Source organism: Psychroserpens burtonensis DSM 12212 (genome assembly GCF_000425305.1).
Classification (GTDB): Bacteria; Bacteroidota; Bacteroidia; order Flavobacteriales; family Flavobacteriaceae; genus Psychroserpens; species Psychroserpens burtonensis.
In genome coordinates this window covers 140,268-157,457 of sequence record NZ_AUDE01000001.1, presented here as the reverse complement: position 1 = coordinate 157,457, position 17,190 = coordinate 140,268, and the positions used below count along the sequence as shown (strand labels likewise).

General features: G+C 32.5%; 14 protein-coding genes. 5 read left to right on the top strand and 9 right to left on the bottom strand.

Annotation, left to right across the window (positions count from 1 at the left end; genetic code table 11):
• Positions 1-102: 102 nt before the first annotated feature.
• The 8 genes from H593_RS0100730 to trhO form a co-directional block, all read right to left on the bottom strand.
• Positions 103-2,712, bottom strand: coding sequence for a carboxypeptidase-like regulatory domain-containing protein (locus H593_RS0100730; protein ID WP_084142234.1), 2,610 nt, complete (start codon positions 2,710-2,712; stop codon positions 103-105).
• Positions 2,713-2,941: 229 nt separating this feature from the next.
• Complete coding sequence (locus H593_RS19785; protein WP_051229580.1) at positions 2,942-3,688, bottom strand: GLPGLI family protein; 747 nt, start codon at positions 3,686-3,688, stop codon at positions 2,942-2,944.
• A 121-nt stretch (positions 3,689-3,809) separates the two neighbouring features.
• On the bottom strand, positions 3,810-4,541 hold the full coding sequence (locus H593_RS19780) for a GLPGLI family protein (protein ID WP_169338339.1): 732 nt from the start codon (positions 4,539-4,541) through the stop codon (positions 3,810-3,812).
• 83 nt (positions 4,542-4,624) lie between these two features.
• Positions 4,625-4,837 carry a hypothetical protein gene (locus H593_RS0100715; RefSeq protein WP_147231187.1) on the bottom strand — a complete coding sequence of 71 codons (213 nt, stop codon included), beginning with the start codon at positions 4,835-4,837 and terminating at the stop codon, positions 4,625-4,627.
• 777 nt (positions 4,838-5,614) lie between these two features.
• Positions 5,615-7,972 carry a penicillin-binding protein 1A gene (locus tag H593_RS0100710; RefSeq protein WP_028870644.1) on the bottom strand — a complete coding sequence of 786 codons (2,358 nt, stop codon included), beginning with the start codon at positions 7,970-7,972 and terminating at the stop codon, positions 5,615-5,617.
• Between the two features lie 2 nt (positions 7,973-7,974).
• On the bottom strand, positions 7,975-8,478 hold the full coding sequence (locus tag H593_RS0100705) for a gliding motility lipoprotein GldH (RefSeq protein WP_037051118.1): 504 nt from the start codon (positions 8,476-8,478) through the stop codon (positions 7,975-7,977).
• Positions 8,465-9,643: a PSP1 domain-containing protein gene (locus tag H593_RS0100700; RefSeq protein WP_028870642.1), complete on the bottom strand. Its 1,179-nt coding sequence runs from the start codon at positions 9,641-9,643 to the stop codon at positions 8,465-8,467. Before H593_RS0100700 ends, H593_RS0100705 begins: the two co-directional genes overlap by 14 nt.
• Positions 9,644-9,868: 225 nt before the next feature.
• Positions 9,869-10,936 carry an oxygen-dependent tRNA uridine(34) hydroxylase TrhO gene (trhO, locus tag H593_RS0100695; protein WP_028870641.1) on the bottom strand — a complete coding sequence of 356 codons (1,068 nt, stop codon included), beginning with the start codon at positions 10,934-10,936 and terminating at the stop codon, positions 9,869-9,871.
• A gap of 578 nt (positions 10,937-11,514) precedes the next feature.
• Between trhO and recA the strand changes: the two genes are divergently transcribed.
• From recA to H593_RS19775, 4 genes are all read left to right on the top strand, one after another.
• Positions 11,515-12,519 (top strand): recombinase RecA, encoded by a 1,005-nt coding sequence (gene recA, locus H593_RS0100690; protein ID WP_028870640.1) that lies wholly within the window; start codon positions 11,515-11,517, stop codon positions 12,517-12,519.
• A 123-nt stretch (positions 12,520-12,642) separates the two neighbouring features.
• A complete protein-coding gene (locus H593_RS0100685; RefSeq protein WP_028870639.1) occupies positions 12,643-13,059 on the top strand; it encodes a hypothetical protein in 417 nt (138 codons plus the stop codon).
• A gap of 25 nt (positions 13,060-13,084) precedes the next feature.
• Entirely contained in the window at positions 13,085-13,627 is a 543-nt protein-coding gene (locus tag H593_RS0100680; protein ID WP_028870638.1) for an RNA polymerase sigma factor, read from the top strand.
• Entirely contained in the window at positions 13,627-15,243 is a 1,617-nt protein-coding gene (locus H593_RS19775; protein ID WP_051229577.1) for a hypothetical protein, read from the top strand. The genes H593_RS0100680 and H593_RS19775 overlap by 1 nt, the downstream gene beginning before the upstream one ends.
• Positions 15,244-15,333: 90 nt before the next feature.
• On the opposite strand, the gene H593_RS0100670 is transcribed toward H593_RS19775, so the two are convergent.
• A complete protein-coding gene (locus tag H593_RS0100670; RefSeq protein ID WP_028870637.1) occupies positions 15,334-16,071 on the bottom strand; it encodes a lysophospholipid acyltransferase family protein in 738 nt (245 codons plus the stop codon).
• A 143-nt stretch (positions 16,072-16,214) separates the two neighbouring features.
• Between H593_RS0100670 and trpS the strand changes: the two genes are divergently transcribed.
• Complete coding sequence (trpS, locus tag H593_RS0100665) at positions 16,215-17,183, top strand: tryptophan--tRNA ligase (RefSeq protein WP_028870636.1); 969 nt, start codon at positions 16,215-16,217, stop codon at positions 17,181-17,183.
• The last annotated feature ends 7 nt before the right edge of the window (positions 17,184-17,190 follow it).

The window sequence follows — 17,190 nt, the reverse complement described above, 5'->3', positions numbered from 1 at the left end:
GAGTTCTAACGGTTATGGGATTGCTAAAGAAACTATTTTTATAATTTATGAAAAGAGTCTTCGCTACGCTCTTAATGACAAGAGAATAAGGAAAATAAAAATTTAAAACTTGTAAGCCACTTTAAACATCACTATTCTTGGCAGTATAAATGTTTTACTATCGGAAATGAGAAAACTATTAAAACTGTTCTGTTGTTTGAAGGTAACGTCAAATAAGTTAGTTACGTTGATCTCAAAACCCCAAGGACTATCTTCCACTTGATAAAATAAAGAAGCGTTTGCAGTATCAAACGTATTTAAAATATTAGCACTTTTATTAGCATAAGCATCATAACTATAATCTGCTTTAAAAATAAAATTATCTAAAAAATCATATTCCAGTATGGCGAAAAACCGATCATTCTCAAAATTATTTTCGCCACCTAAAAATTTATAGTTATTGAAATCCTTAGTATAACCTACCTCAATATTTGGGTGCTTTTTAAACGATGTTTCAATACTTAATGTAGATGAAATGTTTTTTGAAATATTGAGATTCGTTTGGTCGTTTACAATTTGATAGAAATCACTATATCCAACTCGCGCGCTAATATTGTATTTGATTTTCTTTATCTTTTTGGATAGTCTACTGCTTAAATTCCATGAATGTTCTGGTAAATCAAATAAAGTTTGTGTTGTAAATTGATCAATCCCTTGCAATTGGGTGACCGATTTTAATGTTTCTACACGTTTATTGAAACTCGTATTCACATTAAAATTGAGGTTCTTAAACAAGCTAAATTTATAATAACTCAAACTAGCCGTATGATATAATTGATTTTCTAAAGTCGTATCGCCTCTAAAAACATTATTAAAACTAGAGAGCACAAAATTATTTGCCAAACGATTAATACTTGGGAATCTTGCGTTTAGTTTGTACCTAAAATTCAGCTTTTCGCTGTTATTAAATTCTACTTTGGTGGTAAATTGAGGTAATAATAATGCTTTTCTATTATTAAACCGCTCATTAAACTGTCTCGTATTCCAGTTATAAAAATGGTAGTATAACATGGGTTTAAATGTGGCGATGCCAATTTGAAACTTGTATTCTAACCCAACAAACGTATCTATAAAATTATACGCAAAATCATTACCAAAACCAGCAGCATTAAAATTATTGATACTGCCATTACTCAATTGCTGCACATCTTGATTTTCAAAATTGGTAAATGCAACATTAACTCCAAAAGTGGTGTATAAATGGTAAAAGTTATTGAGTACCCAATAATCTTTTACAATAGCGTTGGCATTGTGAGAATTTGAACGTTTGGTCTGTAAAATGGAATACACATCATCTTCTTCTAAAGGTATTAAACCCTGAAGTATTTGTTGGTTGGTGAGCCACTCTGTTATGGGTTTGTCATTTTGAAAATTGTATGTCGCCTCAAGAGTTGCTGTATGATCTTTTGAGAGCTTCCTGCTATAACTTATATTTTGCTTAAGGTTTAAGCTTTTAATATCTGTGAGCGTATTGATGTCATTGTTTTGCGAAGGATTTATAGTTGATATTAAACCATTAGCATCATTATTAGTCAATTTCACAAAACTGTTATAAGCAAAATCCTCATCAAAACTAGGATCATAATCAACTGTAATTTTACCAATGGTAAAAAAGTTGTTGATACGATTGGTCGTCGTTCTGTCCTCTATGAAAGGCTCGTTAAAATTAAGATATTCGTTTAATGTATTACTTTGGGTTTCTGTTTTAGATTTTGAGCTAATAATATAACCACTAAGATCTGTCTTATTATTGATGGACTGCCTTATATTTAATGCTCCAAATTGATTGGTATTTGCAGTGTAATCTTGGTTATTAAGATATTGGGCAAAATCACTATTGTATAGTGAGAAATAACTGTTGGTGTCTTGCATGAGCTTGCCAAAACCGCCCTCAAATTCTAAGTAATCTTTGAATGCAAAACTTTTAATACCTTGATTATTGAGATCTCCAATAAAATTGACTGTCGTTTTTGGACTGTAATAAAACAAATTGGGGTGAATAAGATATCTTTCTTTTATTCCTGCACCAACCTCAACATCGCCAAAAGCAAATTTCTTTTTATCTTCTTTAAGTTTGATGTTCATTGCCATATCCTCAGAATCTTGTAGATTTTTAAGCATAGCAACTTCATTGTAATTATCTAATATCTCTATTTTATCAACTGCATCTGCTGGAATATTATTTACTGCTAATTTACTGTTTCCTGTAAAAAAGGTTTTACCCTCTACCAAAACCTTAGTCACTTTTTTACCCATTACAGTCACATTACCAGCTCTATCTACTTCTACACCAGGTAACTTCTTAAGTAAATCACGAAGTTTACGTTCCTCCCCTGTTTTAAAACTATCTACATTATAAGTGATGGTGTCTTTTTTTACAGAAATTGGAGGTGTGTAATTTAAAGTTATTTCATCTAATTGGTCTGGGTTATCTTCTAGCCCAAAGTTTTTAACAAGATCTTCTTCTTTGGTTGTGATTTCAATGGTTTGCGATTTATAACCTAGATAGCTTACCGCAATTTTGTAATTTTGATTTTGCGATAAACCAAGTTTGAAGCTTCCATCAGATTCTGTAATCGCAAACTTTACGCTAGAATCTTCAATAGAGGGTATAGCCAGAATATTGGCATATTCCAATGGTTTTTGAACGCTGCCTAATACTTTTCCAGACATTATAATTTGTTGGGCATTACAATTTGAATAGACTATTGCAGAAAGATAAAAAATAATTGCGCAAATAATATTTTGATTTAAATTGCTCAAAAAAGAAGTTTAAAAGTTACTATTATTAGATGTGAACATAGGCTACTGCACCTATAATTATGACAAGTCTAGAAAGAACTCATTCTATTTTACTAAGAAAGATCCATAAAACAAAAAATATCAACTAATAAATTAATCTTCAATTTCTACCCGAACTTCCTCTACTCTCAGACATTTTTTTCATAAAATTATTAAATTCAGTTTGAGTCATCTTTTTACCATCTTCAGGTAGTTCAATTTCAACTGGTTTTTTCTCAAAAACTATTTTATCAACCATAGTTACATAATTATCATTTTCCAATTGTATGATTAAACCTGGTAATCCCGCAAAACCGTCAGGACCGGCAGAGATATTAATATCTATTGTGTACCAGGCAACAATAGGTATCTTCATAACACCTCTTCTTCCTTCTTTTATAATAGTTGTTTTTGCTTTGTAACACGATAAACCATTGATAATTAAATTTTCTTTCGTGAAAACCCATTCATAAGATGAAAAATCTTTCTCAATAAGATAATACTCTCCTGAAATATCCATGTTAGTAATTATTTTTTTCGCCTTTAAATCATAATAAGTCTCACCAGAATAACCTGATGTTATTTTAGCAATTTTCACCGAAGCAGAACTTTTAGAATCATTGGCCATGGATTCCACTTCTTTAAAATGAGCAACTTCAGAATTAAATTGTAGCACAAATTTTAAATCTTTTATTTTTTTCCCAATTTCAGTAAAAGAATTGTCAGAGTATAAACTATTTAAAGAGTCCATGCTCTTAGTAAAACGTTCAGTTGGTATTTTTTTATAATAAACCTTACCTCCAGTTTGAGCATAAGCAGAATATTTACAAAAAAGTAAAAGGAGCACTATTATAATTTTTGGTTTCATAATTGTAAAAAATTAAATTGTGTTAAATTGAAACGTAATCAAAATAATATTGATTTAATCTAAACTATTTTAACCAAAAAATAATACCAAAGTTATTATAAAAAAGCCTTTCTTCTTATTTTTAATTATCTCTATTTTCAAAAGCTTTTTTACCTAGTTGAATAAATTCTTCTTTTGTCATTAATTTTCCCTCTGTAGGCTCTTCAATTATCAAGTCTTTATCACTTAATTTAATCTTATGCGCATAAAAAATAAACTTGTCATTTGAAAACTCTAGAACTAATCCAGGTAAATTAATACTTTCAAAAGGACCAAAATTAAAAGATAATTCTGGACAATACCATGCAAAATATTGACGTTTTATAGTTCGTTCCGAAGAAATAGATTCTTTCTCAATTTCTAGTACAGCTTTAAAACAAACATAACCTTCTATTTCTTTTGTTTCGTTAATTAAAGTCCAACTTAAATCTTTGTAATCTGTTTTTAATATTATTTGTTTCCCAACGAAAGAAAAATTTTCTACAATTACTTTACTTTTTGAATCTGTATAAAACACTTTATTTGCTCTAGTAACTAATAATGCTAACCCTCTATGGTAATTGTCATTATTATCACTTGATAATTTTTTTTTAATTCCAAATTTAGACTCATTTCTATTAAACTCTAGAATGAACTTTAGATTGGAAAGCTCATTTTCTATTAAAGATTTAGTCTTTTTAAAGTCATTTGCAACAATGTTATTAGATTTGTCTTCTTCATTTTTTTTTATGAGATATACAACCTCACCTGATTTAACTTGGGAAAAGGCAATGTTTAATAACAAAAACAATACAATAGATATATAATATTTCATAGATTTATTTAAAAAAGGTTGCATAATTTTTAATACAACCTTTATTTCTTAGACACATAATTGTTAATTAACAATTATGTAATTTATTCTATAACTAGTTCTTGTTCAATACATTTTTCAAATGCATAGAAAAAAACTTCAAAGAAATTGGCATCTTCATACTCTGCTGTTATTTGTTGTGCAGTAAATAAAGCTTTGTTTGCACATGAAGCTTCTTGAACAACTTCTGGACTAGCGCTAAAAGCACTAGTAGAAATGAACAAAATAAGTAACAAAACACTAAACATTTTTTTCATAATTTCTAAATTTAAACCCATGTTCTATTTTAACATAGGTTGGTTAATATTAAATTAACAAGGCATTTAAAAAATTACAAGGCTACAAGTTTTTAAAAAATAAAACCAACGCTGATTTTTTGGGAGCTACCCATTGTTTTAGATGTCCTCTAGATCGCCTTGTAAGTGACCCGAATTTTATCTTCAACATTGTAAACCTACAAAAAAAAAAACGCTAAATCACAAAACATATTGTGTTAAAATTTACTATAAGTAACTGTTAATAAGTTTTTTAGATAATTTTCACTCTGTGAGCTACTACCATAGTTACAGACTACGGAAAAACCGTAACTCGAAGTGAGAAAAATCGTATTATTTAAAAATTGGAAAATTCTTAGAAGCTAGTCGTAATAAATGGTTTACATTTTTTAAATGTTAACATGAGGTATTGAAATTCGTGTTTTAACTATGAGATTCCTCTTCGTTTACTACGTAAAATATTTACAAATATATATATATTATTCTTAATAGCGTTCGTCATGACAATTATCCACATTTTCAACGGGTTACATTTCCGAAGAACATATATGTAATGAATCATTCTAGGTATAAAAAAGCCATTCAAAACTGAATGGCTTAGTTTTTAAAAAACTTCTTTTATTAAATTCCTGCGTTTACATTATTAGTTTTGTTGACGTTTTCTACCAACAAATTTTAAAAATAAGTCCCCTAACTTTTTTGAATTTGATTCGGTTTATTGCTCTTTTTCAATGAGATTCCTGCCTACGCAGGACTTTGTTAAAAATCTATAACACCATCTAAGTCGTCATCTGTATCTCCAGAATCTGTACCGTTGCCTTCCCACTTACTGCAGTCTACTTCAATAGATAAATTTTCGGGTACTTCAAATTCACCTTTAGAAATACCTAACTCTTCGTCTGCATAACACGATTTCATGTACATTCCCCAAATAGGCAAAGCCATTGCAGCTCCTTGACCATAGGTCGTTGATTTGAAATGTACTGCTCGATCTTCTGCACCAACCCAAACACCTGTGACTAAATTTGGAACCATACCCATAAACCAACCATCACTTTGATTTTGTGTCGTCCCTGTCTTTCCTGCTATTGGGTTATTAAGTTCATAAGGGTAACCTGTTATAATTTCTTTATACACGGCTTGGCTTGCTCTATTACTTCCTCTTAAGCGACTACCAGAGCCTCCTTGTACCACACCTTCCATTAAATTAATAGTGGTATAAGCGACTTCAGCACTTAAAACATCTCGGGTTTCTGGTGTGAACTGAAAAAGTACTGTTCCGTTCTTATCTTGTATGCGTGTGACCATTACAGGTTTGTTATACACGCCTTTATTAGCAAATGTTGAATACGCTGCAACCATTTCATAAACACTAATATCTGGTGTCCCTAAAGCAATTGCTGGTACTGCAGGAATATAAGACTCTATTCCTAAATTTTTTGCCATATCTACCACAGGTTCTGGCCCCACCTTATCCATCAAACGTGCGGTTGCGGTATTTACCGAACTCCCTAAAGCTGCTTTAAGCGTTAAGAAACCGTCATAACGAGCATCATCATTCGTTACTGTCCAAGACTCTGGGTTTCCATACTTACCAGCTTCAATTGTTATTTGTTGTCTTGGTATCGTATCACAAGGGGATAAATGGAGTTGATCTATAGCTGTAGCGTATACAAATGGTTTAAATGTTGACCCAACTTGACGTTTTCCTGTTTTTACGTGGTCATATTGAAAATGTCTAAAATTCATACCACCAACCCAAGCTTTTACATGACCTGTTTGAGGATCCATAGACATCATTCCTGGTTGTAAAAATGATTTATAATAACGCATTGAATCCATAGGCTTCATCACCGTATCAATTTCGGTAGGCTTTCCATTTTTCCATGCAAAAATGCTCATTTGCGTAGGTATTTGAAACGAAGCTTTGATTTCCTTTTCAGATTTTCCAGCTAATTTTAAAACTCTCCAACGTTCCGATCGTCTCATACCAGAGTTCATTAACTTTTCTATTTCCTTGGTGTCAAGTTCTAAAAATGGTGCTGTTTTGTTTCGGTCTGGTGTATTTTGATTATCAAACTCTGCTTGCAATCTTGGCATGTGACGTCCTACTGCATCTTCTGCATACTGCTGCATTCTAGAATCTATAGTGGTGTATATTTTGAGTCCGTCGTTATAAAGATTATATTTAGATCCATCTGGTTTTGGATTCTCTTTGATCCAATCTTTCATAAACTTATCAAGATAAGCTCTAAAATAAGTAGCCGTCCCTTCACGATGTGATTCTGGAGAGTAATTTAAGTCTAGCTGTGTGTTTTGTAGACTATCTTTTGTGGCTTCGGAAATGTACTCGTATTTGTACATTTGAGCTAAAACAACATTTCGTCTGTTTCTTACACCTACAGGATTACGATCTGATCTTGGATTATACAGCGATGAGTTCTTAAACATCCCAACTAACATTGCAGATTCCTTCAGTTTTAAATCTTTAGGCTCTTTTCCGAAGTAAATACGGGTCGCACTTCTTATTCCGTCGGCATTATTTCCAAAGTCATAAATATTAAAGTACATCGCAATGATTTCCTCCTTCGTATATTGACGCTCTAAACGGGTTGCAATCACCCACTCTCTAACTTTTTGAATAATACGTTGAAACTTGTTTGAAGACACTTGTTTTGTAAACAATAACTTAGCCAATTGTTGAGATATAGTGCTTGCTCCACCACCTCGTCCCATCTTATAAATGGCTCTCATTGTACCTCTAAAATCGATACCTGAATGGTCGTAATATCGTATATCTTCTGTAGCGACTAATGCATCAACCAACTCTTTTGGTAACTCCTCATAATCTATAGGTGTTCTATTATCATCTAAATAGAACTTCCCTAAAGTTTGATTATCTGAAGATATGATCTCTGTAGCTAAAAATGTTTTTGGGTTTTCTAAAATAGTATGATCTGGCATTTCTCCTAAAAGTCCCCAAGATGCGAGTAAAAACATAAAGAAAAAGGTGAAAACACCTCCTGTAAAAAGGATCCAGAAGCGTCTTATATATTTTGAAAAGTTTTGAGCATTATCCTTAGTAGGTTTTTTCTTTACTATCCTTTTTTTTGCCATAATCAATAAGTTTGCGAATGCTCTATTCTAAAACCAACATCTGTGATGCCTTCTAATTTGTCTATGCCATTGATGCTTCCATTTTCTCTCATCGCATGTTGTATACTGATACTATATTCTCCTATTTCATCAAATAGAAATGGCTGCTCATGCCCTTTATACCACAATTTATTTTCTTTAACATCTGAAAACCCAGTGCCTAAAAACGTGCCATCTGGATTTGCCATTATATATTCTAATGTGTCTTTCTGGGTTTTTCCATTTGGGTAATTTAGCTCAACGATTAAACGCAAATTACTAAATTTATAAGCTTCTGTATGTCTTAAATTAACATACAAATTATAAGCTTCTGTAGAGTCTGGAGGCGTGACCTTAAACTCAACTGCGTTATCCTTATCCCATTCTCCAGAAACCGACTGGTATTCATCAAAAACACGATTAGAATCACAAGAGATAATGCTTAGAACGAGTATTACAAATGGTATCCAGTACTTACTTTTTTGCATTACTATTATTTGTGTTTTTAGAACGTTGTGTTTGACCACCTTTATTAGTTCTACGTTTCTTTTTGCGTTTTGGACCATCAAATCGTGTTAAACTATCTTGTCCAACAACGTTTTCAAACTCTGTTTTAGTATCTTCGATTAATACTGAGGCATACTCTTCTAAGCTTGCCACTTTTTCTCTTTTCTTATTTTTCTCTATAATTTCATTGGCTTGGTCTGTGGTTAACACGTGCCAATTCATCCATTCTCCTTCATAAGCATACCAAAGGTGACCTTTAAAAATATCTGTTTTTTGACATACTGCTTTTCCTTTTTCAGTAAACAGTTTAGTATCAGATTTTGGAAATGCTTTTAAGGCATCTAGATACGCATCCAATTCATAATTTAAACAACATTTTAATTTACCACATTGTCCTGCTAACTTCAAAGGGTTAAGCGATAGTTGTTGGTAGCGCGCTGCAGAGGTACTTACCGATCTAAAATCTGTTAACCAGGTAGAACAACATAGCTCCCTTCCACATGAACCAATACCACCAAGACGAGCTGCTTCTTGTCGAAACCCAACTTGTTTCATTTCTATACGCGTTCTAAACTCACGTGCAAAAAGCTTAATCAATTCTCTAAAATCAACACGCTCTTCTGCGGTATAATAGAACGTCGCTTTACTTGCATCTCCTTGATATTCTATATCTGAGATTTTCATATGAAGTTTTAAATCAATCGCAAACTGTCTTGCTTTGACTTTCATTGGCTCTTCTTTATCTCTGGCTGCTGACCAAATATCGATATCTTTTTGGCTTGCCTTGCGGTAAATCTTCATAACGGTTTCTTCGTCATCAATATTTACTTTTTTACGCTTCATTTGAACTCTTACCAATTCTCCTGTAAGTGTTACCATACCAATATCATGACCAGAACTAGCTTGCGTGGCAACAATATCTCCAATGCTAAGGGTTAAATTTTCGGTGTTTTTGTAGTATAATTTTCGCCCGTTTTTAAAACGAACTTCAACACCAATAAAAGGTTCTTGACCTTGCGGTAACGTCATGTTAGCTAACCAATCGAAAACAGTGAGTTTATTGCAGCTATCTGTACCGCAAGTCCCGTTATTTTTGCATCCTTTTGGTTGTCCATCCGTACCCGTTGAGCAACTTTTACAACTCATGAAATTTTATATATAATTTGATACTATGAATACAATATCAAATGAAGATTAATGTTTCTTTTGAACTGTAAATATAGGATTATTTATTCACAAAAAAGACGCGTGATAGTCGTGTGTTATTAAAATTGAAAATTGAGTTGTAACTTACTTATTACTGGATGAATTTTTTACTCTTAAAATTAATTCCGAAGAAAAAACCTTAAAAAAACCCCTAAACAGAACTTTTTATTCCTTTAAAAATGTATCAAAAATATTTCTCAAATCCTTTTTATAAGATAAATGATCTGCTCGTCCTTTCTTAAATACATCATTGCTATTCCCTTGACCTTTACGAAACGCTTTCTGTTCTTCAAAAGGCAATCTATTAATTTCCATACAATTTTTTGAACAACAATTTTCCATTTTTTCTTTACAAGTATCACATTGTATAAATAACAAATGGCATGCTCCATTAGCACAATTGGTATGGAGATCTGCAGGTTTACCACATTGATGGCAACTCGCTATAACATCGTCACTAATGCGCTCTGATCGACGTTCATCAAACACAAAATTCTTACCAATAAATTTATTTTCTAACTCGCTAGATTCAACTTCTCTTACGTAATTAATGATACCTCCATCCAATTGAAATACATTTTTGAATCCTTTATGCTTGTAATACGCACTTGCTTTTTCACATCTAATTCCGCCTGTACAATACATCACAAGATTTTTATCTTCTTTATGGTCTTTTAAATCTTCTTCAATAATATCTAAAGATTCCCTAAAAGTGTCTACATCTGGAGTTACAGCATTTTTAAAATGGCCTATTTCACTTTCATAATGATTTCTCATATCTACCAAAACTGTATTTGGATCTTCAATAAGTTCATTAAATTTTGATGCGTTCACATGAACACCTTTGTTTCTAACATCAAAAGTCTCATCATTTAAACCATCTGCAACAATTTTTTGTCGCACCTTGACTTTAAGTTTTAAAAAGGCAAAATTATCATGCTCAATAGCAATATTTAATCTTACATCTTCTAAAAAAATAATGGTATCTAGATGATTTTTAAAGGCTTCAAAAATTTCTGCAGGAACAGAAAGTTGAGCATTTATACCCTCATGAGCGACATAAATTCGCCCTAAGACGTCAAATTCATCCCATGCTAAAAAGAGGTGATTTCTAAAAATTTGAGTGTTGCCAATTTTGGTGTACTTGTAGAAAGAGATTGTTAAGCGTTCTTTTCCCGCTTTCTCAATAAGCTCTGCTCTCTCTTTAGCACTTAAGTTATTGTACAGTTGCATGCTATACTAATTTTTAAGGTTAAAAAATGAAGGGCAAAGATAGGAAAAGTATCGAGTGTTAAGTATAAAGCATAAAAAAGCCCCGAGGATTCGACATAAACAGGGCTTTTTTAGAGGACTAACTCGTGATTAATATTTTTAAATTTACCTTAAAAACAGATTACGAGTTAGCCTCCGTCACTTTTACAGTTGCTGTTCACATGAACTGCAACTGCAGCACCAGATGCCTTGTTAAAAATAATTTTTCTAAAAAATCTCATTTTTTAATAAGAATTTAAATTTGTTGAATATGCCCTATCCTACAGGATTTATTAAAATTATCGTGCCTTGAGAAACTTCAAACTAAGTCGCACACTTTTTAAATTAATAAAAAATACAAAGCTTTTCATTTCAATTTGTCAATAACCTTTAAACCCATTTACAGAATTAGAGCTTCTTTTTCATAGCAAGATTTCCCAATCTCAATTAGTAGATGCAAAAAGTTTAAAAAGGTTGCGTCATAAGTCAAAAAAAATTAAAAGATGTTGTATTTTAGCTAACCCTTTTTAAAGGAGATTAATTATAAAAATAACAAGGAAATGAGCAGTGAAAAAGAAGCAAAATTAAAAGCATTAAAATTAACATTAGATAAACTTGATAAGGCCTACGGAAAAGGAACAGTAATGAAAATGAGCGATCAAGCGGTAGTAGATGTTGAGGCTATTTCTTCTGGATCTTTAGGTTTAGATATTGCTTTAGGAGTTGGCGGATATCCTAGAGGACGAGTTGTTGAAATATATGGACCGGAATCTTCTGGTAAAACCACATTAACTTTACACGCCATTGCTGAAGCCCAAAAAGCTGGAGGTATTGCCGCTTTTATTGATGCAGAGCACGCTTTTGATAGAACTTATGCCGAAAAATTAGGAGTAGATATCGATAATTTAATAATTTCACAGCCAGACAATGGAGAGCAGGCCTTAGAAATTACAGATAATTTAATACGATCTGGCGCTATTGATATTGTTGTTATTGACTCAGTTGCAGCATTAACCCCAAAAAGTGAAATTGAAGGCGAAATGGGCGATTCTAAAATGGGATTACATGCACGTTTAATGTCTCAAGCACTTAGAAAATTAACAGGATCAATTAGCAAAACAAATTGTACGGTCATCTTCATTAACCAGTTACGTGAAAAAATTGGTGTTATGTTTGGTAATCCAGAAACCACTACTGGTGGTAATGCCTTGAAATTTTATGCTTCTGTGCGTTTAGACATTCGTCGTTCTACGCAAATTAAAAACACAGATGGAGGCGTAATGGGTAACAAAACCAGAGTAAAAGTTGTTAAAAATAAAGTAGCTCCACCTTTTAGAATGTGTGAATTTGATATCATGTATGGTGAAGGTATTTCTAAAGTTGGAGAAATATTAGATGTTGCTGTAGAACAAGAAATCATTAAAAAAAGCGGGTCTTGGTTTAGCTATGGTGATACCAAATTAGGCCAAGGTAGAGATGCAGTAAAAGCTTTGATAAAAGACAACCCTGAATTGATGGATGAGCTTGAAGAAAAAGTTCGAGCAACTATCAAATCTGCGGAATAAAAAAAACACATCAAAATAAAAAAATCCCTCTTTTAGGGGTTTTTTTTGTTTTTAGACGCAACCTTTTTAAACTTTCGGCATCTACATAATGAAATCATATATGTTTTAAAACAATTTATATAAATGAAGAAGATTTTTTTACTAAGCTTTTTAATGTTTTCGTTGCTTTCTTGTAGTACTGATAATGATATAATTAATAGTTCTTTTGTACCATTACCTATTGATAGTGTCAACATCCCTGAAGTGTTTCAGTTTGGACAAGTGTACCCAATAGAAGTTACTTACTTTAGACCATCTGGGTGTCATATATTTAATACCTTTTTCGTGGAAAACAATGACAACGAAACCACTATAATTCTAATAAACACAATTTATGAAGATTCAAATTGTGAAATTTTTGAAGTTAATTCTAACGTAACGGAAGCAACATTCAATTATCAGGTTAATGATATTGGCACGCATGTCTTTAAATTTTGGCAAGGAAAGGACGATAATGGAAGTGACATATACTTAATTGTAGAAGTTCCAATAGAAGGATAATATAAATTAATTAAACCAAAATTATGTGAGTTTAGACCAGCTCATAGAGCGATGTAAACATGATGATGCTCAAGCACAAGGCCAATTGTACAAGCTATATGCTAGTAAATTGTTTTCGGTTTGTTTAAAGTACTCGCGCAATTATGTGGAAGCCGAAGATAATTTGCAAGACGCCTATTTAACGATTTTTAAAAAGATTGGTCAGTTTAAAAGTCAAGGTTCGCTAGAAGGTTGGATGAAACGTATTACCATTAACACTGCGTTACAACGTTACAGAAGTGTTGGTGTATTTGACATTGTAAATGAAGATCAAATTGAAGATGTGACGGTTGAAGTTGATGATGACGATGTGAGCATTGACTACTTATTAAGCATTATTCAAGAATTACCAGACCGTTACAGATTAGTATTTAATTTATATGCCTTAGATGATTACTCGCACAAAGAAATTGCTGCGATGTTGACTATTTCTACTGGCACATCAAAATCAAACTTAGCGCGAGCTCGTATGATTTTAAAAGAAAAAATAAAACACTATAAAGCGAATCACAATTCGCAAAGTATATAATGAGTGAAAAGAAAAACATAGACAAACTCTTTAAAGAGCAGTTCAAAAATTTTGAGGCTACTCCTAGTGATGCTGTTTGGAAAAATATTGAAGCTAAACTCAATACCGATAAACGTAAACGTAGAGTGATTCCTATTTGGTGGAAAGTCGCAGGTGTTGCCGCAGCTGTAGTATTGATGTTTACCGTTGCTAATACATTATTTAATGACTCTGACAGCGCAGTTGAAAAAGAAATTGTTGATACAGAAAAGTCTAATAATAACTCAATAAGCAGCGATACGCAAACAGATGGTTCAGAATTAAATACTTCAGAAGATTTAGAAAACAACCCAATTGTAGAAAACGAACAAAATTCCGAAGAAAAAAGTAAAGATAATAATACCCTTCAAAATAATCTCACAACATCTGAAAAGTCAGACAACAAAACGAGTGTAACGATTTCCGAAGAGAAAGAGAAACAAGAAAACGATAATAATAATAATAATAATAGTAACGAGACTCATAAAAACAAATCGATTATTAAGAACAAATCTTTGCAAAGTGACGCAGTCGTATCTAATAAAAAAAATAAGCTTGAAAACGATAAGACTAATAACAATAGTAACCTTGAAAACAAAAATACTGTTGTAGAAAACTCAAATAATACCATATCTCCAGACGAAAATCTGAAAAACGATATTAAAAAAGAACAATCTGGAATTGATACACTCATAAAGCAAACTAAGAATGAAAACACCACTCAGGTGACATCTTCTAATACTTTAGAGAAAGAAAATAGTGAAATAAGAATAGATTCTTCAAAAGCAAAAGGCACAGAAACGATAGAAAATGCCATAGACAAAGCAATTGCTTTAACTAAAAACGAAGACACCGAAAAAATTAAAGATTCTATTAATCCATTAGTAAAACGCTGGAGTGTTGCTCCAAACATGGCGCCTGTATATTTTAATACTTTAGGTACTGGATCTTCAATTGATGAGCAATTTGTAGATAATACTAAAGAGGGAGATGTTAATATAAGTTATGGTATTAAAGGCGCTTATGCTATCAACAAAAAGGTTACAATTAGAGCAGGAGTTAACAAAGTTAATCTAGGCTATTCTACAAATAACGTTGTGGCTTTTACTGGACCAAATACATCTGCTTCTAGTAGGGAATTACAAAATATCAACATGAGTGATTCTACCACGACTTATTTAAGCGCCAATAATTTAAGGTTTGCTAATGGTCCAGAAGTGTTGTTTCTAAAAGAGCAAGGGTCTATTAGTCAGCAATTAGGATTTATAGAAGTGCCTATTGAATTAGAATACAATGTGCTTGACACTAAAATTGGTTTAAACCTCATTGGTGGATTTAGCACCTTGTTTTTAAGTGATAACGATGTGTATTCTGTAGAAAACAACGGAGACAAAACACGTTTAGGAGAAGCTACAAACATTAATGATATGAGTTATAGTGCCAATTTTGGAATTGGTATCAATTATAACATTTCAAAACAATTACGCTTTAATCTTGAACCCACGTTCAAGTATCAAATAAACACCTTTAATGATGCCGCTGGAAATTTTCAACCGTTTTTCATTGGTGTTTATACAGGACTTAGTTTTAAGTTTTAGGTTTTTTAGTTGGTTAGATAATTATTGCAAACTCGCAATGATGACGAAAAGCTACTCCGTGCCAGGAGTGGCTTTTTTGTGTTTAATAGTTTAGGTATTAAACGTATTCAATTGGTTTAATAATAATTGGTGTGCTTGGTTATTTATGTCTTTGGTATCCTTGACCGTCAAACCCTCAGTAGCAATAAAACGATGCATTTTTGATCTCATTTTTCCTGGACTACCACTTAAAAAGGTGTATGAAAATCGCTTTTTATTATCACCAAAAGTTATCGGTACAATTGGGATTTGATGATTGATTGCCATTCTAAAAGCACCATCTTTAAATTCATCTAATGCGATGTTTTCATCTGGCACACCACCTTCTGGGAAAATACAAATACTCATCCCTTGTTTTAAACGTCTTTGCGCTCTTAAAAAAACCGTTTGCCTACTTTTAGCATCGTTTCTATCTACCAAAATACTCGTGCGTTTATAGAAAAATCCAAACAGTGGGATTTTTGCTAACTCTGCCTTGCCAACAAATACAAACGGATTTTTGACCGTCACCAACATCAACATAATATCTGCCATGGAGGTATGATTAGCCACAAACATGTAACTTTCTTTTTTCTTCGGAATCTCCTCACGCTCAATCTTAACCCTAAAACCCATCCCAATTAAAATAAACCACGACCATAAACGAGCAATCTTAAAAAATAAAGGATACCAAGACTCTTTTAAAATCGAGACAATCAATATTGGAAATAACACAATAATTGGTATGGCCACCAAAATGTAGAACCAAATGCGATATAACGTATAAAATATGTTCTTAAAAATCTTCATCTGGCTCAAAACTACTTAAATTAATTCAACATTTCTACTAAAAAAATTACCTTTGCTGACGATATACCATGAAGTTGAAGTTGAAGACTATATCAAATAGAAAAACTAGTTAAAAAGAGATACCTGCTTTTGCAGGCAATACTATGGCAAGAATACTCACAGGAATACAAAGTACGGGAACACCTCATTTAGGAAATATATTGGGTGCTATTTCACCTGCAATCAACATGGCAAACGACACTAATAATGACTCGTTTCTTTTTATTGCAGACATGCACTCGTTAACTCAAATAAAAGATGCAGAAATATTGCGTCAAAACACGTATTCTACTGCTGCTACATGGTTAGCATTTGGTCTAAATGTTGATAAAACTGTATTTTACAGACAAAGTGATATTCCTCAAGTGACCGAATTATCATGGTATTTAAGCTGTTTCTTTCCCTACCAGCGATTAACGTTAGCGCATAGTTTTAAAGATAAAGCAGACCGTTTAGAGGACGTCAACGCTGGTTTATTTAGCTATCCAATGCTCATGGCAGCAGATATCTTATTGTATGATTCTGAAATCATACCAGTAGGCAAGGATCAACTCCAACATATTGAAATGACTCGTGATGTAGCATCACGTTTTCATGCTAAGATGGGAGAGACCTTTATACTACCAGAAGGAAAAGTTTATGAAAATACCATGCTTATTCCTGGTACTGATGGCGCAAAAATGAGTAAGAGTAAAGGTAATATCATTGATATTTTTTTAACTGAAAAGAAACTACGCAAACAAATCATGTCTATCGCAACAGATAGCGCACCTCTTGAAGACTCAAAAGAGTGGGCAACTTGCAACTGCTTTGCACTTTATAATTTATTAGCATCAGAGGATGAGACTACTACCATGAAAGCCAATTACGAAAATGGAGGTTATGGTTATGGTCACGCAAAACAGGCGCTATATGAGTTGATACTCTCTAAATTTTCTACGGAAAGAGAACGTTATAACCATTATATGTCTAACCTTAATGAAATTGATAATGCATTGGCTATTGGAGCTGAAAAAGCTAAGGTTGTTGCCAATAAGGTGTTGAAGCGCGTTCGTGAAAAGGTTGGGTATTAATTACAAG

Coding starts and splice junctions, on each gene's coding strand:
- H593_RS0100730 (WP_084142234.1), bottom strand. CDS start 2,712: ATGTCTGGAAAAGTATTAGGCAGCGTTCAAAAACCATTGGAATATGCC.
- H593_RS19785 (WP_051229580.1), bottom strand. CDS start 3,688: ATGAAACCAAAAATTATAATAGTGCTCCTTTTACTTTTTTGTAAATAT.
- H593_RS19780 (WP_169338339.1), bottom strand. CDS start 4,541: ATGAAATATTATATATCTATTGTATTGTTTTTGTTATTAAACATTGCC.
- H593_RS0100715 (WP_147231187.1), bottom strand. CDS start 4,837: ATGAAAAAAATGTTTAGTGTTTTGTTACTTATTTTGTTCATTTCTACT.
- H593_RS0100710 (WP_028870644.1), bottom strand. CDS start 7,972: ATGGCAAAAAAAAGGATAGTAAAGAAAAAACCTACTAAGGATAATGCT.
- H593_RS0100705 (WP_037051118.1), bottom strand. CDS start 8,478: ATGCAAAAAAGTAAGTACTGGATACCATTTGTAATACTCGTTCTAAGC.
- H593_RS0100700 (WP_028870642.1), bottom strand. CDS start 9,643: ATGAGTTGTAAAAGTTGCTCAACGGGTACGGATGGACAACCAAAAGGA.
- trhO (WP_028870641.1), bottom strand. CDS start 10,936: ATGCAACTGTACAATAACTTAAGTGCTAAAGAGAGAGCAGAGCTTATT.
- recA (WP_028870640.1), top strand. CDS start 11,515: ATGAGCAGTGAAAAAGAAGCAAAATTAAAAGCATTAAAATTAACATTA.
- H593_RS0100685 (WP_028870639.1), top strand. CDS start 12,643: ATGAAGAAGATTTTTTTACTAAGCTTTTTAATGTTTTCGTTGCTTTCT.
- H593_RS19775 (WP_051229577.1), top strand. CDS start 13,627: ATGAGTGAAAAGAAAAACATAGACAAACTCTTTAAAGAGCAGTTCAAA.
- H593_RS0100670 (WP_028870637.1), bottom strand. CDS start 16,071: ATGAAGATTTTTAAGAACATATTTTATACGTTATATCGCATTTGGTTC.
- trpS (WP_028870636.1), top strand. CDS start 16,215: ATGGCAAGAATACTCACAGGAATACAAAGTACGGGAACACCTCATTTA.